The following is a 22772-nucleotide window of genomic DNA, read 5'->3' as shown; positions in this document are numbered from 1 at the left end:
CGTGGATGACGCTCGGCTGCGCACCCATGGGGAAAAGCAGCTATCATACGCACCCCTCTGTCGACACCGCACGTACGCACGCGCATGAACGAACACGATTACACGCTTGCCTGGGGCGCCTACATTGCCGCCGGCCTTGGCCTGACCCTGGTCTGGTTCCTGATGACCGGCTGGATGTGGCGCTGGCTGCGCGAACCCCTGCGGGTGATCGTCATCGTCCTGCTGTTCACCCCCACCCCGGTGGACCCGGCGAACAACATGTATGCCCCGGCCATCGCCATCACCGCGCTGGACGTGGTGTTCAAGGTCGGCAACAACGCCTGGCGCGCCGTCTCCGACCTGGCCCTGGTGCTGCTCGCCGCGTTCGGCCTGTACCTGCTGTTCGTGCTGATCCGCTGGCCGCTGGAGCGTTCGCTGAAGAAGCGCCGCCAGGAAAAGATCGACGAAGACGAGCCGACCCTGCGCCAGCTGATGCAGCCTGAACTGGTCGAGGGCGTGGACTCCCACCCGAGCGAGCGGCACGACAACCGCGCGCGGATCGAACCGCGCCTGTAGTCCGGCCTTGCGTCCTGCCCCGCACGCGTCCAGCATGAACTGAACGGCCTTTCGAGGAGTTCCCATGGACTGCGTGTTCTGCGCCATTGCGGCCGGTCGCGTGCCGGCCCGTACCCTCTACGAAGACGACCATTTCATCGTGCTGCTGGACATCTACCCGCTGCGCCCCGCGCACCTGCTGTTGGTGGCTCGCGAGCACGCGACCTTCCTGCACCAGCTTTCGGAAAGCGCCCAGCAGGACCTGATCCCGCTCGCCGAGCGCATGGAGCGCGTATTGCGCCGCGCCGGCTATGGCCGGGTCGGTATCAACCTGCTGGTCAACGATGGTCCCGCGGCCAACCAGCACGTCCCACATTTTCATCTGCACCTTATCCCGCGTGAATTGAGCGACCTGCCGGCACTGCTGCTGCGCGCGCTCACGCGGTTCCTGCCGTTGGGGCGGAAAAGGATGCAGAATCGCCTGGAACGCGAGCTGCATCAGCTGCGCGAGGCACTGATGGAGGAGAACTGATTCATGTGCGAGTTGCTCGGCATGAGCGCCAACGTCCCGACGGACATCGTCTTCAGCTTCACCGGACTGATGCAGCGCGGCGGCGGAACCGGCCCGCACCGCGATGGCTGGGGCATCGCCTTTTATGAAGGACGTGGCGTTCGGCTGTTCCAGGACCCGTCCGCCAGCGTCGAATCGGAAGTCGCGCGACTGGTGCAGCGCTACCCGATCAAGAGCGAGGCGGTGATTGGCCACATCCGCCAGGCCAACGTCGGCAAGGTCTGCCTGGCCAACACGCACCCCTTCGTGCGCGAGATGGGCGGGCGCTACTGGACCTTTGCCCACAATGGCCAGCTCGCCGACTTCCATCCCGAGCCCGGCCTCTACCGCGCGGTGGGCGACACCGACAGCGAGGCGGCCTTCTGCGACCTGCTCAACCGCGTGCGCCGTGCCTTCCCTGAGCCCGTGCCGGTGGAGGTGCTGCTGCCCACCCTGGTCACCGCCTGTACCTCGTACCGCGAGAAGGGTGTGTTCAACTGCCTGCTCAGCGATGGCGACTGGCTGTTCACCTTCTGCTCGACCAAGCTGGCGTGGATCACCCGCCGTGCGCCATTCGGGCCTGCGCGCCTGAAGGATGCCGATGTCACTGTGGACTTCCAGTCGGAAACCACACCCAACGACGTGGTGACGGTGATTGCTACCGAACCCTTGACCGACAATGAGAACTGGACCCTGATGCAGGGCGGCGAATGGATGCTCTGGTGGCGTGGCGAGATCGTCACCCAGGGCCGCATCTGAGTGGGACGTGAAGCAATCCCGGAACGCAGGCGCGACAACCGGGAGAATCTGCCGGCGCCTTGCACACCATAAGAACGAAAGGGGGAGAGAATGCTGCGCAGCTACGTACGCATGGTGCTATTCGCACTGGGGCTGATGGTCGCGGTCCAGGTGCCGGGGTTCATCAAGGATTACGCGCAACGTGTCGATGCCCATCGCATCGAGGCGGCGCAGGCGCTGCAGGGTTTCAAGGACACCTCCGGGCAGTTCTTCAAGGGTGATCTCAATGCCCTGGTGGCGCATTACCGTGGCAGCGCCGACCCGGTATTCCAGCGTGACGCTGACAACATCGAGCGGCTGATGCGCCGTGCTCAACTGTTCGAGAACGAATGGCAGGTGCTGCAGGGCAATTGGTACCAGCGCGCCCTGCACATGGTGACGGCGCCGAACCACGAGTTGCTGCAGGAGACCTACGCGAACTACCGCTACCAGGTGGTGCTGGAGCCTGAGGCCATCGGCTGGGCGCTGGCCGGCGGCCTGCTGCTGGCGTGGATCGCCGAGGTGTTGATGGCTTCGGTGGCCGCCCTGGTCGGCCTGGGAGACAACCGTCGCGCTTCGCGGCGCCACTGGAACTGAACCTCGACGCTCTTCGTAGGAGCGAGCTTGCTCGCGAGCCGGTATCAGCCCGACGTGTCGATGTCAGGTGGGATGCCGTTGTTCGCGAGCAAGCTCGCTCCTACAGGTTGGCCTGACGCCCCAAGGCTTCCTCCGGCGATTCGTGGCGGCGGTAAGGGAATACATCGATGACCTTCCCCGCTCGGATCTGCTCCTGCAGCCCCTTCCAGTAGTCCGCATCGAACAGGTTGCCGTGCAGTTTGGCGAATTGCCGCCGCAGCTTCAGGTCGACGAACAGGAAGCGCGGGAATTCCTCGGGGAACACGTCCATCGGCCCCACCGAATACCAGGGCTCGGAGGACATCTCGTCTTCCTCGTAGCGCGCCGGCGGGATGTGGCGGAAGTTCACCTCGGTCAGGTAGCTGATCTCGTCGTAGTCGTAGAACACCACGCGGCCGTGGCGGGTAACGCCGAAGTTTTTCAACAGCATGTCGCCGGGAAAGATGTTCGCCGCCGCCAGTTGCTTGATCGCCAGGCCGTAGTCGTACAACGCCTCGTGCACCTGGGCTTCGGTGGCGTGTTCCAGGTAAAGGTTCAGCGGGGTCATGCGGCGCTCGGTCCAGCAGTGACGGATCAGCACCACGTCGCCTTCCAGCACTACGGTTGACGGTGCTACGTCCAGCAGTTCGGCAAGACACTCGGGGTCGAACTTGCTCACCGGGAAGCGGAAGTCGGCGAACTGCTGGGTATCGGCCAGGCGACCCACTCGATCGTGGTTCTTCACCAACTGGTACTTCTGGATCACCGTGGCGTGGTCCACGGTCTTGGCCGGGTTGAAGTTGTCCTTGATGATCTTGAACACGGTGTTGAAGCCCGGCAGGGTGAACACGCTCATCACCATGCCGCGCACGCCGGGGGCCATGACGAAGCGGTCGTCGGTGGTCGCCAGGTGGTTGATCAGCGCGCGATAGAACTCGCTCTTGCCCTGCTTGTAGAAGCCGATGGAAGTATACAGCTCGGCGATGTGCTTGCCCGGCAGCAGGCGCTTGAGGAAGGCCACCATCTCTGCTGGCACCGGCGCATCGACCATGAAGTAGGAGCGGGTGAAGGAGAAGATGATCGAGACTTCCGCCTCATCGGTGATCACCGTGTCGAACTGGATGCCGCGCCCCTCGTGGTGTACCAGCGGGAACACCAGTGGCCACTGTTCCTCCGGGGTGAACAGGCGGCCCACCAGGTAGGCGCCCTTGTTGCGGTAGAACACCGAGCCGATCAGTTCGATGGTCAGGGTCGGGTCCTTGCACACCCAGTCCGGCAGGTTCGCGTGGAGCAGGCTGTCCATGCGCTCCAGGTCGCGCTCGCGGTCGTCGTAGTCCACGGCGAAACGATAGTCTTCGAAGATGCTTTCCAGCGCCTGGCGCAACTTGCCGCCGGGGCGGTAGATGCGCGTGTGCGGGTCGCGCGAATGGGCGCGCAGCGAAGGGCGGGTGGTGTGCACGAACATCGTGCCGTCGCTGATGTTGTCGTGGCTGAACAGGCCGCAGAAGATCGAGTTGAACCAGGTTTCCGCCAGCTCATCGTCGGCGCGCGGATCGATCAGCGTGATGTAGGCGCTCTTGGCGATGGGCCAACGCTCCACGTCCACCAGATCGATGTCGACCATGGTGCGGGTCAGGCGGCCCACGGTCTCGGCGACCATTTCCTCATACAAGTCGATGCGTTCGGCGGAGGCGCGCTGGGCTTCCTGCCAGAGCGCCTGCTCGAAGCGCGCCGGCGCCCCGGCGGTGATCTGGTGGAACCTCGCACGGTAGTCGTCGAAGCCTTCGAGGATCAGGGTCGCGATCTCGGTCGCTGGCCAGTGCTGAGCCATGGGAGCGCCTCTGCAGTGTTCTTGTGCAGCGAGCTTAGCCATGGTGAACGGTGAGGGAAAGGGTGAATTCGCCGGAGGATCATGGCGCTTTCCCGTGAAATTAGCGCGTATGCTGGCCGGCCACGCTCTTGGATAAAGAGCCCTGGAAAAAGCCCCTTCGGCAAGGAGCCGGCACGCAATGGAAGACTTCCGCATCGAGCGCTGCACCGAGCATCACATCAATGGCCTCGCCGCCCTCTACAACGATCCGGCAGTCGCCCGCCAGGTGCTGCAGATGCCGTACCAGGCGCCGGAGCTGTGGCGCAAGCGACTGGTGCTGGACGACGAGCGCCGCGTCACGCTGATGGCAATGCACCAGGATCAGGTGGTCGGCAGCGCCAGCCTTGAGCAGTACCCGCGCGTGCGCCGTAGCCAATGCGGCAGCATCGGCATGGGTGTAGCCGTGGCCTGGCAGGGGCGTGGAGTTGGCTCGCGGCTGTTGGCGGAGCTGCTGGAGGTGGCCGATAACTGGATGGGCCTGCGTCGCGTCGAGCTGACCGTCTACACCGACAATGCGCCGGCCATCGCGCTGTACCGCAAGTTCGGGTTCGAGGTGGAAGGAACGCTGCGTGAGTTCGCCCTGCGCGACGGTGTTTATGCTGATGTGCTGAGCATGGCCCGCCTGCGCCGCATCTGACGGTGGACTTTGAAAGTCAGCTATGGATGGATGGTGTTCGCCACCAGCGTAGGCTGGTGGCTTACCTGCCCTGGAGCCTTCCGCGATGAATCCCGCTGCTCTGCTGAATATGTTCGGGCTGGCCGCCATCTGGGGCGCCAGCTTCCTGTTCATGCGCCAACTGGTGCCCGCTATCGGCGTAATGCCGACGGCCTTCTTCCGTGTCGTGCTGTCTGCACTGGGGCTGGTAGTGATCATGCTGGTCCTGCGCACGCGCTGGGACTTTCGCGGCAAGCTCGCGCGCATCCTGCTGATCGGCGTAATCGCTTCCGGCATCCCGGTCCTGATGTACAGCCTGGCGGCGCAGTTCCTGCCGGCAGGATATTCGGCCATCTTCAACGCCACCACGCCGCTGATGGGCGTGCTGATCGGTTCGCTGTTCTTCGGTGAAGCGCTCACTGGCGGCAAGGCTCTGGGCGTGCTGCTGGGGCTGGCAGGCGTTGCGGTGCTGACCCGTGCCGGCCCCGTGCCCTTCGATGCCCAGGTGCTCTGGGGTGCCGCTGCCTGCCTGGTGGCGACGACCTGCTACGGCTTTGCCGGCTATTTCACCAAGCGCTGGATCAACGACCAGGGCGGGCTCGACTTTGCCGTCTCGGCCCTAGGCAGCCAGACCGGCGCAACCCTGTGTCTGCTGCCGTTCTTCCTCGGCACCAGCCTGGACATGCCGCTGGCGCCGCTGGCCGAGCCGAAGATCCTGCTGGCGCTGGCCGGGCTGGGCTTCCTCTGCACGTCCTTCGCCTACGTCCTGTACTTCCGCCTGCTGGCCAGCATCGGCCCGCTGAAGACCATGACGGTGACCTTCCTGATTCCGCCCTTCGGCGTGTTCTGGGGCGTGCTGCTGCTGGACGAGTCGTTGTCCTGGGCACACCTGCAGGGCGGCGTGCTGATCGCCCTGGCGCTTTGGCTGGTGCTGCGGCCGGCGCCGGTGGCGAAGGTGGAGGCGGCGGGGTGAGGGCTACGGAGATTCCCTGATAGTTTGTGCCGACGGGTTTCCCTCTCCCCCGCCCTCTCCCTGAAGGGAGAGGGAGCAGTCCTCTGCGAGCTATAACGCCTGAGTTCTTCCGGTGCTGGCGGGAGCGCTCGGACCTTCCAAGCGGCGCAGAATAGCCCCCTCTCCCTGAAGGGAGAGGGAGCAGTCCTCTGCGCGCTACAACGCCTGAGTTCTTCCGATGCTGGCGGGACCGCTCGGACCTTTCAGGCGGCGTAGAAAGTCCCCTCTCCCTTCAGGGAGAGGGTTAGGGAGAGGGAGCGGGCCCCACGGTGGACTACCCGTTCCCCACCTCTTGGGCGTTTCCAGCGCCTCGTGCCGGAGCCGCCTGGCGAAACACCAGCATCAACCCCACCACGATCAGCCCCATGCCCAGCAGGCCGAGAGCAGACAGGCGATTACCGAATACCAGGTAATCCATCAGCGCCGTAACCGCCGGTACCAGATAGAACAGGCTGGTGACGTTGACCAGGTTGCCCGCTGCGATCATCCGGTACAGCAGCACAGTAGCCAGCACCGAGACCATCAGTCCCATCCACAGCGCACTGAGGATGAACGCGGCATTCCATTCCACGTGCAGCGGCTGGAAGGGCGCTACGGCGAGGCACAGCAACAGCCCGGCGATGTATTGCAGGGGCAGGGTGCCCAGCGGGTTCTCGCGGATGTTCTTCTGCAGGATCGACCCACCCGTGATCGACAGCAGCGCCAGCAGGCAACAGGCCAGTCCGGCGAAGGTCAGGCCCGAGAGCCCGATGCTCTGGTAAACCACCATGACCAGCCCGATCAGCCCGAGCGCCAGGCCGCCCAGACGCGCTGGCGAATGCCGGCGTTCCAGCAGGAAGCTGGTCAGCATCGGCTGCACGCCCAGCACGGTGGCGATCACGCCCGGGGTGACGTGCAGGTCCAGCGCCATCAGGTAGAAGATCGGATAGATGCCCAGCATCACCAGGCCGGTGAGCACGGCATGGCGCACCTGCCTGCGTTCGCGCGGCCAGCGCAGGCCGATCAGTGGCGAGAGGATCAGCAGCGCCACCAGCGCGGTGCCGAAGCGGGCGATGAGAAATACCATCGGTGAGGCATGGGCCAGGCCCCACTTGCTGATAATGGCAGCGCTGCTCCACAGCAGCACGAACAGGGAAGTACTGGCCAGGGCGGCCAGGGAAGAACGATTGAGCGAAATCATGCAATGCACCTGTCGTCAGGCAGATCACGACCGGCCTTCGAGGGCCGGACACATACCGGGAGCCGCGTCAGTGAGGCGCGGAAAACCAGGCGATGGAAAACGCGGTTGGCGTCAGAAGCTCACGCCGGGTGGCGGGTATGCCGCACCGGGAGGCGGAGGCGACGCGACAGCGACGACAGGAGGGGGAGGGCAGGCCGCGCCCGCACCCGCGCCGCATGCCGGGGAGGCTGCAACGTTGATTGCCGGATCGGGCAATGGGTATCGGGACATGGAAGGCGAACCTGTTCAGTGGGGCAGCAACGGTGCTGCGTAGGCTGACTATAGCGGCCGGAAACGCGACTGGCGAGCCCTGTGCGAGTCGCGCGGCAATGTGCGATTCCTGCGACAGAAACGACAACGCGCGCGTGCTGGCGTTTTTCGTAGGAGCGAGCTTGCTCGCGAACCGATTCCGTCGCGGGGCCCGTTCGCGAGCAAGCTCGCTCCTACAGGGGGTTTTCCTCCTGCATCTCCCATGGGGGGCAAGCTCTGTCCGCGAGATTCGGCCGGTCCTATCGTCAGAAACGACAACGCGCGGCCGGGGCCGCGCGTCGTCAGGTAAGGGCGACGCTTACTTGCCGGTCTTGATGGTGTTCCAGGTGCGGGTACGTACGCGGTCGATCTTCATCGGCATGGATTCGAGGGCGAACAGCTTGGCCATCTTGTCCTGCGGCGGGTAGATCGCCGGGTCCGCCTTGATCGCCTTGTCCACCAGCGGGTCGGCTGCCAGGTTGGCGTTGGCGTAGTGCACGTAGTTGCTGACGTTGGCCATCACTTCCGGGCGCAGCAGGTAGTTCATGAAGGCGTAGGCGGCCTTCTCATCCGGCGCGTCGTTAGGCATGGCGACCATGTCGAACCACAGCGGCGAGCCTTCCTTCGGGGTGGAGTACTGGATTTCCACGCCGTTCTTGGCTTCCTTGGCGCGGGTGGCGGCCTGCAGGATGTCGCCGGAGAAGCCGACGGCTACGCAGATCTCGCCGTTGGCCAGGTCGCTGACGTACTTGGAGGAGTGGAAGTAGCGGATGTACGGACGCACCTTGAGCAGCGCTTCCTCGGCCTTCTTGTAGTCATCCAGCTTCTGGCTGTGATGCGGCAGGCCCAGGTAGTTCAGGGTGATCGGCAGCAGCTCCGGGCCGTTGTCCAGCACGGCGACGCCGCACTTGGCCAGTTTCTCCATGTATTCGGGCTTGAAGAAGATGTCCCAGGAATCGATCGGCGCGTTGTCGCCGAGGACTTCCTTGATCTTCGCCGGGTTGTAGCCGATGCCGGTGGTGCCCCACAGGTAGGGGAAGCCGTGCTCGTTGCCCGGGTCGTTCACTTCCAGCGCCTTCATCAGCACCGGGTTGAGGTTCTTCCAGTTCGGCAGCTGGCTCTTGTCCAGCTTCTTCAGCGCGCCGGCCTGGATCTGCTTGGCCATGAAGTGGTTCGACGGCACCACGATGTCGTAACCGGATTTGCCGGTCATCAGCTTGCCATCGAGGGTTTCGTTGCTGTCGTAGACGTCGTAGGTCGCCTGGATGCCGGTTTCCTTGGTGAAGGTCGGCACGGTGTCCGGGGCGATGTAGTCGGACCAGTTGTAGATCTTCACGCTGTCGGCCTGGGCGGCGCCGGCGGCCATGGTGAGCGAGAGTGCGAGGGTGGAGAGCAACGGGGCGGAAATTTTCATTCTTGTGTTCCTGACAACGGTGCGGAAAACCCGGCCATCCCCTAGAGATGGGCGACGCTGTGTCGCGGGGCTGGGCAAGAATTAACCATTTTGCCGGAACATGGCGAGGGGCCATGGCTGCCTGCGGGTCCGCAGACAGCGCACATGACCCGAGCCGCTGCCGATCGGAGCGGCGGGCGGGAATCCGCCCCGAAGAGGGGCGAAGTAGAGCTTACTGGACCAGTTCCTGGTCCTCGAACAGGCCGTCGAAGAGCATGGTGGAGAGATAGCGCTCGCCCGAATCCGGCAGTACCACCACGATGGTCTTGCCCTGCATGTTGGGCTCTTCGGCGAGTTTCACCGCGGCGGCCATGGCGGCACCGCTGGAGATGCCGCAGAGGATGCCTTCTTCCTGCATCAGGCGCAGGGCCATGTTCTTGGCATCCTCGTCGGCGATGGTGGCAACGCGGTCGACCAGGGACAGGTCGAGGTTCTTCGGCACGAAGCCGGCGCCGATGCCCTGGATCTTGTGCGGGCTGGGCTTGACCTCTTCGCCGGCCAGGGTCTGGCTGATCACCGGCGAGCTGACCGGCTCCACGGCCACCGACAGGATCGGCTTGCCCTTGGTGTTCTTGATGAAGCGCGACACGCCAGTGATGGTGCCGCCAGTGCCGACGCCTGCGACCAGCACGTCCACTGCGCCGTCGGTGTCGTTCCAGATTTCCGGGCCGGTGGTCTTCTCGTGGATCGCCGGGTTGGCCGGGTTGTCGAACTGCGCCGGCATGAAGTACTTGGCGGGGTCGCTGGCGAGGATTTCCTCGGCCTTGGCGATGGCACCCTTCATGCCCTTGGCCGGCTCGGTCAGGACGATCTCTGCGCCGAGGGCCTTGAGCACCTTGCGGCGCTCCAGGCTCATGGAGGAGGGCATGGTGAGGATCAGCTTGTAGCCACGGGCCGCAGCGACGAAGGCCAGGCCGATACCGGTGTTGCCTGAGGTCGGCTCGACCAGGGTCATGCCCGACTTCAGGCGGCCGCTGGATTCGGCATCCCAGATCATGTTGGCGCCGATCCGGCACTTCACCGAGTAGCCCGGGTTGCGCCCTTCGATCTTGGCCAGGATGGTGACGCCGCGCGGGGCGATGCGGTTGATCTGGACCAGCGGCGTGTTGCCGATGGACTGCGCGTTGTCGGCGAAAATGCGGCTCATGATGCGTTCCTTAGGTTCGGAGCTGTGCAGACCCAGCAGCCTATGCCCGGCGGGCGTTCGCGTCCAGTCGGGGCGCCGGCCTCAGTCTGCCGGCGCGTCGCTGAAGATGGCCTCGATGGGCAGGCCGAAGGCCCGCGCTATACGAAAGGCCAGCGGCAGGCTGGGATCGAACTTGCCACTCTCGATGGCGATGACGCTCTGCCGCGAAACCCCCAGTTGCAGGGCCAGGTCCTGCTGGCTCCAGCCGCGCCCGGCGCGCAGTTCCTTGAGGCGATTGTGCACGTCAAGTCCTCACACGAAGCGCCGGCGCAGTAGCACCACGGCGACGCCATAGGCCGCCCAGAACAACGGGAAGGCGAGGATCACCGGGAAGCGCGGCCACTCGGCGTACTGCTCCAGGAAGCCCCAGGCGCTGAACAGCCCGACCACCACGCCGCCGGCCAGCATGGCGGCGCGGGACAGCAGGAAACGCAGGAATTCGTCCGGCTCGCTGCGCAAGTAGCGGTCGAACACGTAGAGCATAGCCAGCAGCGGCAGCGCCGGAGAGGCGGCGGCCAGGACGCGCAGGGCATAAGGCAGCCGCTGCAGGTCCAGGCCCCAGCTGATCAGCGCGACCAGGGCTGAGTAGATGAACATGAGGGCGGCGCAGGAAAGGGTGTAGCGGCGCAGGGCGGGATTCATCGCGGTCTCCTTGTGATGTAAAGCAAACTTAACATCGGTCTTTTTCGGATGTAAAGTAAACTTGTCATCGGCAGGCCAATTGCGATCAGTCACCGCCTGACCCGCCATTCAATGACTGAATGCCGCGTCTGCGTTCACACTCGCCTTGGGTGCGCGGTATAGTCGCAGCTTGTCCGACCATTCGCCCGGCCCGGCAGAACGCCCGGCCCGCTATCGTTCGAGGATTCACCGATGAAGTTCGAAGGCACCCAGTCCTACGTCGCCACCGACGACCTCAAGCTGGCGGTCAACGCCGCCATCACCCTGCAGCGCCCGCTGCTGGTGAAAGGTGAGCCGGGCACCGGCAAGACCATGCTCGCCGAGCAGTTGGCGGAGTCCTTCGGCGCCAAGCTGATCACCTGGCACATCAAGTCCACCACCAAGGCCCACCAGGGGCTCTACGAGTACGACGCGGTCAGCCGCCTGCGCGACTCGCAGCTGGGCGTGGACAAGGTCCACGACGTGCGCAACTACATCAAGAAGGGCAAGCTCTGGGAGGCCTTTGAGGCCGAGGAGCGCGTGATCCTGCTGATCGACGAGATCGACAAGGCCGACATCGAGTTCCCCAACGACCTGTTGCAGGAACTCGACAAGATGGAGTTCTTCGTTTACGAGACCAACGAGACCATCAAGGCCAAGCAGCGCCCGATCATCATCATCACCTCCAACAACGAGAAGGAACTGCCGGACGCCTTCCTGCGCCGCTGCTTCTTCCACTACATCGCCTTCCCCGACCGCGAGACCCTGCAGAAGATCGTCGACGTGCACTACCCGAAGATCAGCGGCACGCTGGTCAGCGAGGCGCTGGACATCTTCTTCGACGTTCGCAAGGTGCCGGGCCTGAAGAAGAAGCCCTCCACCTCCGAGCTGGTGGACTGGCTGAAGCTGCTGATGGCCGACAACATCGGCGAAGCAGTGTTGCGCGAGCGCGATCCCACCAAGGCCATCCCGCCGCTGGCTGGCGCCCTGGTGAAGAACGAGCAGGATGTACAACTGCTTGAACGCCTCGCCTTCATGAGCCGCCGCGCCAGTCGCTGATTACCGGATTTGCTCTCGTAGGAGCGAGCTTGCTCGCGAACAGAACACCGTAGCGGGGCTCGTTCGCGAGCAAGTTCGCTCCTACAGGGCACATGCTCCACGAGAGGATGCAGCCATGCTGCTCAACCTGTTCAACGAAATGCGCGCGGCCAAGGTGCCGGTGTCGGTGCGCGAGCTGCTCGACCTGATCGATGCGCTCAAGCACCGCGTCGTGTTCGCCGACATGGACGAGTTCTACTACCTCGCCCGCACCATCATGGTGAAGGACGAGCGCCATTTCGATAAGTTCGACCGGGCCTTCGGCGCCTATTTCAAGGGCCTGGAAAAGCTCGACGATCACCTCAAGGCACTGATCCCCGAAGAGTGGCTGCGCAAGGAGTTCGAGCGCCTGCTGACCGACGAGGAGCGTGCGCAGATCCAGTCCCTGGGCGGCCTGGACAAGCTCATCGAGGAGTTCAAGAAGCGCCTGGAAGAGCAGAAGGAACGCCACGCCGGCGGCAACAAGTGGATCGGCACCGGTGGCACCAGCCCGTTCGGCTCCGGCGGCTTCAACCCCGAGGGCATCCGCGTCGGCGACGCCGGCAAGCGCCAGGGCAAGGCTGCCAAGGTCTGGGACCAGCGCGAGTACAAGAACCTCGACGACCAGGTCGAGCTGGGCACGCGCAACATCAAGATCGCCCTGCGCCGCCTGCGCAAGTTCGCCCGTGAAGGCGCGGCGGAAGAGCTGGACATCGACGGCACCATCGACCACACCGCCAAGGATGCCGGCCTGCTCAACATCCAGATGCGCCCCGAGCGCCGCAACACCGTGAAGCTCTTGCTGCTGCTGGATATCGGCGGCTCCATGGACGCTCACGTGAAGGTCTGCGAGGAGCTGTTCTCGGCCTGCAAGACCGAGTTCAAGCACCTGGAGTACTTCTACTTCCACAACTTCATCTACGAATCGGTGTGGAAGAACAACCTGCGTCGTTCCAGCGAACGCACTGCCACCTTCGACCTGCTGCACAAGTACGGGCCGGACTACAAGGTGGTGTTCGTCGGCGATGCCGCCATGGCGCCCTACGAGATCACCCAGGCCGGCGGCAGCGTCGAGCACTGGAACGAAGAGGCCGGGTACGTCTGGATGCAGCGCTTCATGGAGAAGTACAAGAAGCTCATCTGGATCAACCCGTACCCGAAGGACACCTGGAACTACACCGCCTCCACGGGCCTCGTGCGCGAGCTGGTAAAGGAACAGATGTTCCCGCTGACCCTGAGCGGCCTGGAAGAGGGCATGCGCTTCCTCTCCCGCGGTTGATCGTTCCCACTATTGAGCACCGGGACGGTGCGCGTGCACCGTCCCGATGTCCGCAAAGGTAACCCGTCAGCCGGAGGGGAAATATCTCGCCTGGCGTCGAAAGCCCCGGCCCGTGGGGATCGATACGGCCACGCCGGGTGGCCGGCACGCAACTTGCCTCACCCTGACCTGCGCCTGCCGCGGTAACATCGGGCGGCGCGCCGTAGCGTCTACGATGGGCATCGAATGAATCCTCTGACCTTCTCCCGCTCCACCTGGCTCAACTCCCTGCACATGACCTCGCTGACCGTCGCACTGATGGAGTCCGAGGGGCACAGCCGCGAGTCCATCCTCGAGGGCAGTGGCATCACCGGTGACGACCTGCTCGACCTGCGTCGGCTGGTCAGCCCCTGGCAGGAGCAGCAGGTCTTCGGCAATGTGCAGAACCTCGCGGGCGAGCCGGCCCTCGGCTTGCGCCTTGGCGTGCGCACGCGGATCACCGCCTATGGCCTGCTGGGCTATGCGCTGATCTCCGCGCCGACCCTGGGCGAGGCGCTGCGCATTGGCCTGAGCTACCCGGTATTGCTGGGCACCTACTTCCACCTCGCGCTGGAAGTGGACGGCGACATGGCCTGGCTGGTTGCCACCGGTTACGGCGAAGAGGAAGAGCTGCGCCCATTCAACACCGAGCTGTGCCTGGGCTCGCTGAAGGTGGCCTGCGCCGACCTGCTCGGCCAGCCGCTGCCGCTGGTGCGCGCGGAGTTCGATTATGAGGGGCCGGTGGATCGCCGTGCCGCTTACGCCACGCTCTTCGGCTGCCAGTTGAGCTTCAACTGCTCGCGCAGCGCCATCGGCTTCCCCGCGAGCTGGCTGGACATGCGCCTGCCGCTGGCCGACGCCGTGACCCACCGGGAAATGCTCGAACAGTGCCGCCGCCAGAACATCGACCTGGCCGCCCGCCGCGCCTGGCTGGACAAGGTCCGCGCGATCCTCGGCGAGCGCCTGCAGGAGCCGCCGGGCCTGGAAGAACTGGCGCGCCGCCTCAATTGCTCCTCGCGCAGCCTGCGCCGCCACCTGCAGCAACAGCAGACCAGCTACCAGCAATTGCTCGACGAACTGCGCTTCGCCCGTGCCAAGGAACTGCTGCAGGACGGCGACATGCCGATCTACCGCATCGCCGAAGAACTCGGTTTCAGCGAGACGGCCAGCCTGCGCCACGCCTTCCAGCGCTGGAGCGGACAGCCGCCCAGTCACTTCCGTGCGTAAGATAGTCGTAGGGTACCGCCAGAATCAGGCGCTGGTGCTCCAGCTGAACAACACGAAGTGAGTGGATGTTTCGTAGAAAATCTCTCTTTCATTCCAGCGAGAGAAATTACCCAGCGTCGAAGGCGTGCTGCTGGTAAGGAGATGAAGGGGGAAGTCTTCTGTTTGGGCTGTATCGATGTAGATACCACCCCGGGCTGGTCTCGATCTGTCGCGTAGAGCTAAATGCCGAATTATCGCGTTGGCTGTATCTCTGATCTCGGCTAGCGCGATAGCCGATGAGATTTCCTGGAATTTCAAGTGGTCGCAGCTTTTCAGTAGCCAGTGATCGATGATCAGGTCGACGTTTTTCTCGGTGGTTTCGTCCAACTCCCATTCTTCGTAGAAATGCAACTCGATACTGAGCAGCGCGATCAATGCTTGTACTGGTTCAAGTTTCTTGGCTTTGTCGATCAGGAAAAAGTTCGCGCTTGCCAAGCCCTCATCGCTGCTCACGAGTTCGACAATGTGATGTGTCGTCTGCGGTGCCTGGAGCAGCGACCATCGCAACGCCTCACGATTCTCGAACAATCGATTCAGGTTACTTTTCTTCATGAGTTTCCTGCATGTCAGCGGGCGATAGCACACCTTCATATCTGTTGCTATCGGGCGAGTAGGAGAGGAAAGCATTGCTGCCCTTTCGATTCAGCCAGAGGCGGCCGCATGCTTCGCATTCGTAAGCCATGGATATTTCGCCTATGTATGGCTGAGTGACAATCTCTTCCACGGCAACACGAAAGCTGGGGCGCCAGTTGGGTCCGAATCGGTCCGCAATTAATTGATCGATATTCCCTTCCCTTGCCGCGGCAACTAGATTGACTGCCGCTTCTCCAATCTTTTCAAGTAGCCGACCCTCATCTCGGTCTCTGATGACTGTTGCCTTGAACGGTAACTGATCGGATTGATCACGAATGATGTGGCCGCAATGGCAGGCTAGTTTGCTCATTGGAAAGTCCATTTTCGGTTGTCTGCCCTGATGTCTTGGGGCAAATGATGAGTGGAATTCTGCGCCACTACTAAAATCTTGTCTCAGGACAATGCCGGCATATTCTTTTGCCATAGCCTTGAGGAATCCCACAAGGAAACCTCCGAGGGCCTGATCATGGCCAAGAAATTCCCGCTCAACCCGCCGCACCCCGAGCGTATCTGCTGGGGCTGCGACCGCTATTGCCCGGCCACCAACCTGGCCTGCGGCAATGGCGCGGATCGCACCATGCATCCAGCCGAGATGCTCGGTGATGACTGGTACCTGTTCGGTGACTGGGGTATCGAGGCGCCGAAGACGATTCCTGCGGTGCAGCTGGAGCCCTCCAGCTAGCGTATACCCGCGCCGTTGCGGCGCCGGTCAAGGCAAAAGCGCGCACTCCCTCCCCGGAGTGCGCGCTTTTTCGTCATCAGCCCTTGGCGGGGGTGATGCCGTAGATCTTCTGGAAGCGGGCGATCAGGCCGACCGGTTTCTTCTCTTCCTTCTGCATCAGGTAGACCACGCGTTCGCCGTTGGGACCGCTGGCGATTTCGGTGTGGCGGAAGATCGGTTCGCCCAGGCCGTTCATGTCGACCATGTCGCCGTAGCGCTGGGCCACATAGATCACGCCTTCCTGGCGGATTTCGCCGTAGAAGCCGGCGGCCGGCGGCAGGCTCTGCTTGTAGAACTGGTAGGAGGCGATCTTCTTCGCGTCCTTGTCCTTGTCCTCGGCGCGTACGACCAGTACGACGTTCTGGCCGAACTTGTCCTTCTCGCCCACTTCCTTGGTGTAGGTGGTCTTGCCGGTGACGATGTAGTCACGGTAGACAGCGGCGTCATCGAACAGGTAGAGGGTCTCGTCAGTACGCACCAGGTACCAGTCGTCGTTGTTGGGGGTGGCTTCCTTGCTGGCTACCGGAGCCTGCGCGGCGCAGCCGGCGAGGGCGGCAACGAGCAGGGCGAGAGATGCAGCTTTGTTGGCAGTCTTTTTATTGAACATCTTGGGGGCTTCCCTGGGTTGAAAGCCTGCGAGTTTCAGGGCGCCACGTAACGGATTGATGACGGCCAGATGACGAATTGTTTCCACGCCGCAGCGCCCGGAATCCGGGGCTGCGGCGGGTCTCTGGTCAATCAGGGGCGTGCTTCGAGGATCAGGTTGAACGGCGTTTCGGCGGCGCGGCGGAAGCGGCTGAAACCGGCTTCCTCGAATACCTTGCGCAGACGCGACTCGCCCGCCTGGGCACCAAGCCCCAGGCCGACTTCCTGGGACAGCGAGTTGGGTGTGCAGATGAAGGTGGAGGCGGCGTAGAACAGCCGGCCGACCGGGTTCTGGTTGTCGTCCAGATGATCATTGGCGAAGGGCTCCACCAGCAGTACGGTGCCGTCCGCCTTGAGTGCCTGGCGTGCGTGCTGCGCGGCGCCCACCGGGTCGCCCATGTCATGCAGGCAATCGAAGAAGCAGATCAGGTCGTAGTCGTTGCCGGGGTAGTCCTTGGCGCTGGCGCGCTGGAAGTTGGCGCGACTGGCCACCTCGGCCTGATCCGCGCGCTGGTTGGCCACTTCGATGGACGGCTGGTGGTAGTCGAAGCCGACGAAGTTGGACGCCGGGAAGGATTGCGCCATGACGATGGTGGAGGCGCCGTGGCCGCAGCCGACGTCGGCGACCCGTGCGCCACGCTGGAGCTTGTCGACCACATCGTCCAGGGCCGGCAGCCATTCGGCCACCAGGTGCGCGCGGTAGCCAGGGCGGAAGAACTTCTCGGTGCCGGAGAACATGCAGGGGTGGTGATCGCCCCAGGCCAGGCCGCCGTCACCGCGCATGGCGGCGACCAGCTTGTCCTTGTCGTGGTACAGCGCGGCGACCACGGAGGCGCCGCCGGCGACGTAGACCGGCGAGTCCTCGATGGCCAGCGCCATGGCCTGTTCTTCGGGCAGGCGGAAGTTGCCGTCCTGATGCTCCATGTAGCCGGAGGCGGCGTGGGCGCTCAGCCACTCGCGCAGCAGGCGGGCATTGCAGCCGCTGCGCTCGGCCAGTTGCGCCGGGCTCAGCCATTGGCCATCGGCCATGGCTTTGTAGAGGCCCAGTTCTTCACCCAGGATGATGTTGGCGAGCATCGCCGCGCCACCCATGTCGGTGACCAGCTTGCCCATGAATTCGTTGAGTCTGGCTTCGTCCATCGCGCGAACTCCCGTACGAGGCCGCAGGGAGGCCCGGCGGCAACCGAGGAAGGAAGGCGGCAAGCGGCAATGCCGGGTGCCGCGACGGGCGCCGGCCAACGGCGGGCACGGGACGCTGCGGGCGCAACGGCGACTCCCGTGCGGGACTGTTGCGCGAAGGCCGGCGAAGCGACCGCCTCGCCGGCGTAACCACTTCATTCTACGGCGGCGGGTTCGCTCCGGTGTCGTCGCCGACTTGCGGTGCTGCCGTCTCGCCGGCGCTCTGCTCACGAACCACCTGTGGCCGCTGCAGAATCAGGTTCTGCGCCACGGTCAGGCTGATGCCGGCCTCGCGCAGGCCACTGAAGATGGTGAACAGCAGGTCGCTCTTGGTGCCATACACCGCACGCGGGCTGCTCACGTTGCCCGAGGCGGCCAGCGTCAGGCCAGTGGCGCTCAGATCCTTGAAGGTCACCGAAGGGGCCGGCGTCTCGACGATGTTCTGGTGCTCGGTATAGGCCTTGAGCATCAGTTCGCGGACCTTCTGCACGTCGGTATCCAGCGGCAGGGTGAGGTTGATGCCGACCACGCCCAGTGCGCTGCCCATGGTCACGTTGCGCACGTTCTGCGAGATGAACTGGGAGTTGGGCACGATTACCGTGGACTGGTCGGACATCTGGATTTCCGTGGCGCGCACGTTGATGCGGCGGATGTCGCCCTCCACGCCGCCGGTGAGGCTGACCCAGTCGCCCACCTTCACCGGGCGCTCGGTGAGCAGGATCAGGCCGGAGATGAAGTTCTGCACGATGGCCTGCAGGCCGAAGCCGATACCCACCGACAGGGCGCTGACCACCCAGGTCAGGCTGGTGAGGTTGATACGCAGTGCCGATAGCACCAGCAGCACCAGGATGACCATGCCGATGTAACCCACCAGGGTCACCAGCGAGGCACGCATGCCTACGTCCATGCTGGTTTCCGGCAGCAGTTCCTCGGCCAGCCAGCGTTTGAGCAGGCGCAGGCCGAACAGCCCGGCGGCGAGGGTGCCCAGCGCCAGCAGGATGTCCTGCGGGACGATGTTCAGCCGGCCCAGGGATTGCCCGCTTTCCACCAGCCGTACCAGGCCCTGGAGCAACTCGCCGGGGCTGGTGCCGGTGGTGGAAAAGGCGATCAGCACCGTGGACAGCACCAGCAGGGTGCGCCCGGCGCCGGTCAGCAGGGTGGCGAACTGCGCCTGGTGGCGCGGGTCGACGCCCAGGTTCTCAGCCAGCCGCGCGCCGAGCTTCTGCCGGGGGGAGAGCAGCGCTTCGCACAGGTCGACGAACAGGGTCGTAAGCAGGTAGCCGGTAGCGCAGACAACGCTCGCCCAGAGCAGCTTGCCGGCAAGGAAATACGCCAGCGACAGGTAGCCGCTGACCAGTGCCAGGACGATGAGCAAGACGGTGATCATCATCGCCAGCACAATGATCCCGGCCAACGCCGACGTCTCGTGGCCCTCGCTCTCACGCCGCGCGCGCCGGTAACGGTAGAGCGCGATGGAGAACAGCACGGCGGTAGCGATGGCGGTGATGGCGTTCACCGCGACGGTCAACGCCAGGCTGGCGCCGCTGACGCTGTTCAGGCGCTCCTGGGTGCCGAGTACCAGCAACAGCCAGGCCATCAGCCACGGGAAGGGGGAGAGGGCGTCGGCCACCGGGTCGGGGAGGTCAGGCAGGCGCCAGGACGGTCGCTGCACTGCGAGCAGGGCGCGGCCCAGGCCGGCGGTGAAGGTGCAGAAGATCACCAGGGTCAGTAACTGATCGCCCAGGCTGGTCATGCTGTTATTGAGTTGATCGTGCCAGTCCAGCCCTTCGCGGATCAGCGCGGCGCCGCCGCCCAGGGTGAGAATGGTGGCGAGGCTGACCGCCACGGCGAGGGCGCTGCGACGCAGTCGGCCCACCGGAATCCAGCGGATCATCGCCTTGGTCAGCATCTGTTCCAGCAGGCGCCGGCCGGGAATCCAAAGGAGCGCGCCAGCCATCAGGCAGGCGATGAAGGGCCAACGGTGTTCCGGTTGCCAGGTCAGTGCGAAGGCATCGCCGATCTGCCCGCGAATCGCCTGCAGGCGGGACAGGTCGTCGTCGGTCGGGCGGATCAGGCTGGACCAGAAGCGCGGGCTCAATGGCGGCGGGTAGCGCGTGGCGATCTGCGAGTTGAACTGGCTGCGGCGCAGATTGACGATCTGCGCGGCGAGGTCCTGGGCATTCTTGTCCAGCTGGTTGGCGCGGTCCTGCTGCTTCTGCTGCTGCTTCTGGTCGGCGAGCAGGTCGTTGCGCTGGTTGGTGAGGCTCGCCGCCTCGTTGGGCGTCATCGGGCCGAGGACCTTCAGCTGGTCTTCGGTGCGCGCCAGTTGCGTGGTGATGTCCGCAGCGCTCTGTTCGGCGCGGGCCTGTACGCCCAGTGCGGCCTGGCGCAGATTGGACAGCAGGCCATCGTCGCTGTCGGCCGATACCCGCTGGCGGATCAATTCGAGACGGTCGCTCAACTGGTCAAGGCTGGCATCGTCAGGCAGGTCGGGCAGCTCGATCCCGGCGCCGGCCTGTACGTCGGTGGGCTCTCCCGCCAGCGCCAGTTCCGCTCCGGTGAACAACAAGCTCAGCATCAGCAGCACGCCATAGCAGGCGCGCAAGAAGGTTTCCCGCATGATCCCCCATCCTGTGGTCAAAACGCTTATCGGGTATTGACCCAGCAGCGCCGTGGCAATTCCCTGGAGCATAGCGCGGCTGCGCCTGGGCGAATTCGCCCAATCCGCGGATGCAGATGGTTAAGGGTCATAAATTCTGGCCACATCGATCCCCTTTTGGCCGCTCCCGCTGTTTTGCGAAGCGCAGGCGCTGGGCAGAATTCCGCCACCGGACAACAAGAATCCTTCAGAGGGTACTCCCATGCTTACCGTGTACAGCGACGATCACCGCCTGCATTTCGGCCAGTCCGAACTGGTCGACGGCAAACTCCAGCCCTGCTTCGAGATGCCCAGCCGCGCGGACACCGTGCTGGCCCGCGTGAAGTCGCAAAACCTGGGCGAGATCATCGAGCCCAAGGACTTCGGCATGGAGCCGATCCTGCGCGCGCACAACGCCCGTTACGTCGAATTCCTCAAGGGCGCCTGGGCGCGCTGGGCGGCCGAAGGCCACACCGGCGACCTGGTCTCCACCACCTTCCCGGGCCGCCGCCTGCTGCGTGACGGCCCGATCCCGACTGCGCTGATGGGCGAAGTGGGCCACTACAGCTTCGACACCGAGGCGCCGATCACCGCCGGCACCTGGCAGGCCGTGTACAGCTCGGCCCAGGTCGCACTGACTGCCCAGGACCACATGCGCCAGGGCGCCAGCACTGCCTTCGCGCTGTGCCGTCCGCCGGGCCACCACGCCGGCAGCGATTTCATGGGCGGCTACTGCTTCCTGAACAACGCCGCCATCGTCAGCCAGGCCTTCCTCGACCAGGGTGCCAAGCGCGTGGCCATCCTCGACGTGGACTACCACCACGGCAACGGCACCCAGGACATCTTCTATCGCCGCAACGACGTGCTGTTCGCCTCGATCCACGGCGACCCGCTGGTGGAGTACCCGTACTTCCTCGGTCACGCCAACGAGCATGGCGAAGGCGCCGGCGAAGGCTACAACCACAACTACCCGCTGCCGCACGGCACTGGCTGGGACGGCTGGTTCGCCGCGCTGGACGACGCTTGCCGGAAGATCGCTGACTATGCGCCGGACGCGGTGGTTGTATCGCTGGGCGTGGATACGTATAAGGACGACCCGATTTCCGAGTTCAAGCTGGACAGCCCGGACTACCTGAAGATGGGCGAGCGCATCGCTGCCCTGGGTATCCCGACCCTGTTCATCATGGAAGGGGGGTACGCGGTCGAGGCCATTGGCGTCAACGCGGTGAACGTGCTGCAGGGCTACGAAAGCGCTGCACGCTGATCGGCAAGGTGGGGCGGACATTGATCCGCCCCACTGCATTTATTGGCTCGCGACCCGCTGTTTGTAGTGGTCAGAGTGCGAGCGCATCCAACTGGGGAAGGACATGAACAAGAATACCGCGCTGCGCGGCCTGCTCGCCGCCGCCACCCTCGTCACGGCCAGCGCCGCCAGCGCTGCGCCGGAAGTGCGCATCTACAACTGGTTCGACTACATCGGTCCGGACACCCTCAAGGGCTTCCAGAGCGAAACCGGCATCAAGCCGCAGTACGACGTCTACGACAGCAACGAAGTGCTGGAAGCCAAGCTGCTGTCCGGTCATTCGGGCTATGACGTGGTCGTGCCCAGCGACAGTTTCCTCCCCAACTACCTCAAGGCCGGCGTGTTCCAGCCGCTGGACAAGAGCAAGCTGCCGAACTGGAAGAATCTCAACCCTGCACTGCTGAAAGTGCTGGAGAGCAAGGACCCGGGCAACCAGTACGTGATGCCCTACATGTGGGGCACCAACGGCATCGCCTACAACGTCGACAAGGTCAAGGCCGTGCTTGGCGACAACGCGCCGGTGGACTCCTGGGACCTGGTGTTCAAGCCGGAGAACCTGGCCAAGCTGAAGTCCTGTGGCGTGGCCTTCCTCGATTCGCCCACCGAGGTGATTCCGCAGGTCCTGCACTACCTGGGCCTGTCGCCCAACAGTCACAATCCGGACGACTACAAGAAGGCCGAGGCTCTGCTGGCCAAGCTGCGTCCGAACATCACCTACTTCAGTTCCTCGAAGTTCGTCACCGACCTGGCCAACGGCGATGTCTGCGTGGCCCTGGCCTGGTCCGGCGGCGCGATGCAGGCGGCCAACCGCGCCAAGGAAGCGGGCAACGGCATCCATATCGAGTACCGCATTCCCAAGGAAGGCGCCGCGGCCTGGTTTGACGTGCTGGCGATTCCGAAGGACTCCAAGAACGTCGAGCAGGCCCACGCCTTCCTCAACTACCTGCTGCGCCCGGAAGTGGTCGCGCCGATCTCCGACTACGTCGCCTACGCCAACCCGAACCAGGCGGCGGACGGGCTGATCTCCAAGGAGCTGCACGACAACCCCAACGTCTACCCGCCGGCGGACGTGCAGGCCAAGCTGTTCTCGGTGGAAATGCTGCCGCCGAAGCTGGAGCGCATCCGTACCCGCACCTGGACCCAGGTGAAATCCGGGAAATAATGTCGCTGGCGGTGCTCTGAACAGCGGATTTCCGTTGGCGGGTAGCTGCTGCGAACTGGCATGATCGGCGG

23 protein-coding genes are annotated in these 22772 nt (G+C 64.2%); 12 read left to right on the top strand and 11 right to left on the bottom strand.

Going from position 1 to position 22772, the window contains the following annotated elements; all coding sequences use genetic code 11:
• Positions 1–84: 84 nt before the first annotated feature.
• The 4 genes from ACNFH5_RS08890 to ACNFH5_RS08875 all read left to right on the top strand — a co-directional run bounded on the left by ACNFH5_RS08890 (position 85) and on the right by ACNFH5_RS08875 (position 2458).
• Complete coding sequence (locus ACNFH5_RS08890; protein WP_416745245.1) at positions 85–555, top strand: MFS transporter; 471 nt, start codon at positions 85–87, stop codon at positions 553–555.
• A gap of 64 nt (positions 556–619) precedes the next feature.
• Positions 620–1066 (top strand): HIT family protein, encoded by a 447-nt coding sequence (locus ACNFH5_RS08885; protein ID WP_416745244.1) that lies wholly within the window; start codon positions 620–622, stop codon positions 1064–1066.
• A gap of 3 nt (positions 1067–1069) precedes the next feature.
• Positions 1070–1843 carry a class II glutamine amidotransferase gene (locus tag ACNFH5_RS08880; protein ID WP_416745243.1) on the top strand — a complete coding sequence of 258 codons (774 nt, stop codon included), beginning with the start codon at positions 1070–1072 and terminating at the stop codon, positions 1841–1843.
• 90 nt (positions 1844–1933) lie between these two features.
• A complete protein-coding gene (locus ACNFH5_RS08875; RefSeq protein ID WP_416745242.1) occupies positions 1934–2458 on the top strand; it encodes a DUF2937 family protein in 525 nt (174 codons plus the stop codon).
• Between the two features lie 100 nt (positions 2459–2558).
• Here ACNFH5_RS08875 and aceK read toward each other — a convergent pair whose 3' ends face one another.
• A complete protein-coding gene (gene aceK, locus ACNFH5_RS08870; RefSeq protein WP_416745241.1) occupies positions 2559–4307 on the bottom strand; it encodes a bifunctional isocitrate dehydrogenase kinase/phosphatase in 1749 nt (582 codons plus the stop codon).
• A 178-nt stretch (positions 4308–4485) separates the two neighbouring features.
• Between aceK and ACNFH5_RS08865 the strand changes: the two genes are divergently transcribed.
• Together ACNFH5_RS08865 and ACNFH5_RS08860 are read left to right on the top strand one after the other, a co-directional pair.
• Positions 4486–4983, top strand: coding sequence for a GNAT family N-acetyltransferase (locus tag ACNFH5_RS08865; RefSeq protein ID WP_416745240.1), 498 nt, complete (start codon positions 4486–4488; stop codon positions 4981–4983).
• Positions 4984–5068: 85 nt separating this feature from the next.
• Positions 5069–5974 carry a DMT family transporter gene (locus tag ACNFH5_RS08860; RefSeq protein WP_416745239.1) on the top strand — a complete coding sequence of 302 codons (906 nt, stop codon included), beginning with the start codon at positions 5069–5071 and terminating at the stop codon, positions 5972–5974.
• A gap of 313 nt (positions 5975–6287) precedes the next feature.
• Here the strand turns inward: ACNFH5_RS08860 and ACNFH5_RS08855 are convergent, their stop codons facing one another.
• The 5 genes from ACNFH5_RS08855 to ACNFH5_RS08835 form a co-directional block, all read right to left on the bottom strand.
• Positions 6288–7193: a DMT family transporter gene (locus ACNFH5_RS08855; RefSeq protein WP_416745238.1), complete on the bottom strand. Its 906-nt coding sequence runs from the start codon at positions 7191–7193 to the stop codon at positions 6288–6290.
• 607 nt (positions 7194–7800) lie between these two features.
• A complete protein-coding gene (locus ACNFH5_RS08850; RefSeq protein WP_416745648.1) occupies positions 7801–8847 on the bottom strand; it encodes a polyamine ABC transporter substrate-binding protein in 1047 nt (348 codons plus the stop codon).
• A gap of 259 nt (positions 8848–9106) precedes the next feature.
• On the bottom strand, positions 9107–10081 hold the full coding sequence (gene cysK / locus ACNFH5_RS08845; protein ID WP_416745237.1) for a cysteine synthase A: 975 nt from the start codon (positions 10079–10081) through the stop codon (positions 9107–9109).
• An 81-nt stretch (positions 10082–10162) separates the two neighbouring features.
• Complete coding sequence (locus tag ACNFH5_RS08840) at positions 10163–10363, bottom strand: helix-turn-helix transcriptional regulator (RefSeq protein WP_416745236.1); 201 nt, start codon at positions 10361–10363, stop codon at positions 10163–10165.
• A 9-nt stretch (positions 10364–10372) separates the two neighbouring features.
• Positions 10373–10762, bottom strand: coding sequence for a hypothetical protein (locus ACNFH5_RS08835; protein WP_416745235.1), 390 nt, complete (start codon positions 10760–10762; stop codon positions 10373–10375).
• A 231-nt stretch (positions 10763–10993) separates the two neighbouring features.
• Here ACNFH5_RS08835 and ACNFH5_RS08830 point away from each other — a divergent pair, with 231 nt between their 5' ends.
• From ACNFH5_RS08830 to ACNFH5_RS08820, 3 genes are all read left to right on the top strand, one after another.
• The gene (locus ACNFH5_RS08830; protein WP_015476360.1) at positions 10994–11839 is read left to right on the top strand and encodes an AAA family ATPase; all 846 of its coding nucleotides are present in this window, start codon (positions 10994–10996) and stop codon (positions 11837–11839) included.
• Positions 11840–11954: 115 nt separating this feature from the next.
• Positions 11955–13136: a vWA domain-containing protein gene (locus ACNFH5_RS08825; RefSeq protein ID WP_015476361.1), complete on the top strand. Its 1182-nt coding sequence runs from the start codon at positions 11955–11957 to the stop codon at positions 13134–13136.
• Positions 13137–13361: 225 nt separating this feature from the next.
• Positions 13362–14381, top strand: a complete 1020-nt coding sequence (locus tag ACNFH5_RS08820; RefSeq protein WP_416745234.1) for an AraC family transcriptional regulator ligand-binding domain-containing protein — start codon at positions 13362–13364, stop codon at positions 14379–14381.
• Between the two features lie 24 nt (positions 14382–14405).
• On the opposite strand, the gene ACNFH5_RS08815 is transcribed toward ACNFH5_RS08820, so the two are convergent.
• Together ACNFH5_RS08815 and ACNFH5_RS08810 are read right to left on the bottom strand one after the other, a co-directional pair.
• On the bottom strand, positions 14406–14972 hold the full coding sequence (locus tag ACNFH5_RS08815) for a hypothetical protein (RefSeq protein ID WP_416745232.1): 567 nt from the start codon (positions 14970–14972) through the stop codon (positions 14406–14408).
• A complete protein-coding gene (locus ACNFH5_RS08810) occupies positions 14959–15495 on the bottom strand; it encodes a hypothetical protein (RefSeq protein WP_416745231.1) in 537 nt (178 codons plus the stop codon). Before ACNFH5_RS08810 ends, ACNFH5_RS08815 begins: the two co-directional genes overlap by 14 nt.
• A gap of 24 nt (positions 15496–15519) precedes the next feature.
• Here ACNFH5_RS08810 and ACNFH5_RS08805 point away from each other — a divergent pair, with 24 nt between their 5' ends.
• Positions 15520–15735 (top strand): DUF3079 domain-containing protein, encoded by a 216-nt coding sequence (locus ACNFH5_RS08805; RefSeq protein WP_138520417.1) that lies wholly within the window; start codon positions 15520–15522, stop codon positions 15733–15735.
• Positions 15736–15811: 76 nt separating this feature from the next.
• On the opposite strand, the gene ACNFH5_RS08800 is transcribed toward ACNFH5_RS08805, so the two are convergent.
• From ACNFH5_RS08800 to ACNFH5_RS08790, 3 genes are all read right to left on the bottom strand, one after another.
• Positions 15812–16381: a hypothetical protein gene (locus ACNFH5_RS08800; RefSeq protein ID WP_416745230.1), complete on the bottom strand. Its 570-nt coding sequence runs from the start codon at positions 16379–16381 to the stop codon at positions 15812–15814.
• Between the two features lie 131 nt (positions 16382–16512).
• A complete protein-coding gene (locus tag ACNFH5_RS08795; protein ID WP_416745229.1) occupies positions 16513–17559 on the bottom strand; it encodes a class I SAM-dependent methyltransferase in 1047 nt (348 codons plus the stop codon).
• A 199-nt stretch (positions 17560–17758) separates the two neighbouring features.
• Positions 17759–20218: a DUF3772 domain-containing protein gene (locus ACNFH5_RS08790; RefSeq protein WP_416745228.1), complete on the bottom strand. Its 2460-nt coding sequence runs from the start codon at positions 20216–20218 to the stop codon at positions 17759–17761.
• Positions 20219–20459: 241 nt separating this feature from the next.
• Between ACNFH5_RS08790 and ACNFH5_RS08785 the strand changes: the two genes are divergently transcribed.
• Entirely contained in the window at positions 20460–21500 is a 1041-nt protein-coding gene (locus ACNFH5_RS08785) for a histone deacetylase family protein (protein WP_416745227.1), read from the top strand.
• A 103-nt stretch (positions 21501–21603) separates the two neighbouring features.
• The gene (locus tag ACNFH5_RS08780; protein ID WP_416745226.1) at positions 21604–22701 is read left to right on the top strand and encodes an extracellular solute-binding protein; all 1098 of its coding nucleotides are present in this window, start codon (positions 21604–21606) and stop codon (positions 22699–22701) included.
• Positions 22702–22772: the final 71 nt, after the last annotated feature.

Origin of the sequence: Pseudomonas sp. NY15435 (genome assembly GCF_048068295.1) — a bacterium.
Lineage (GTDB): Bacteria > Pseudomonadota > Gammaproteobacteria > Pseudomonadales > Pseudomonadaceae > Pseudomonas.
This window is presented reverse-complemented; position numbering and strand designations above follow the sequence as displayed.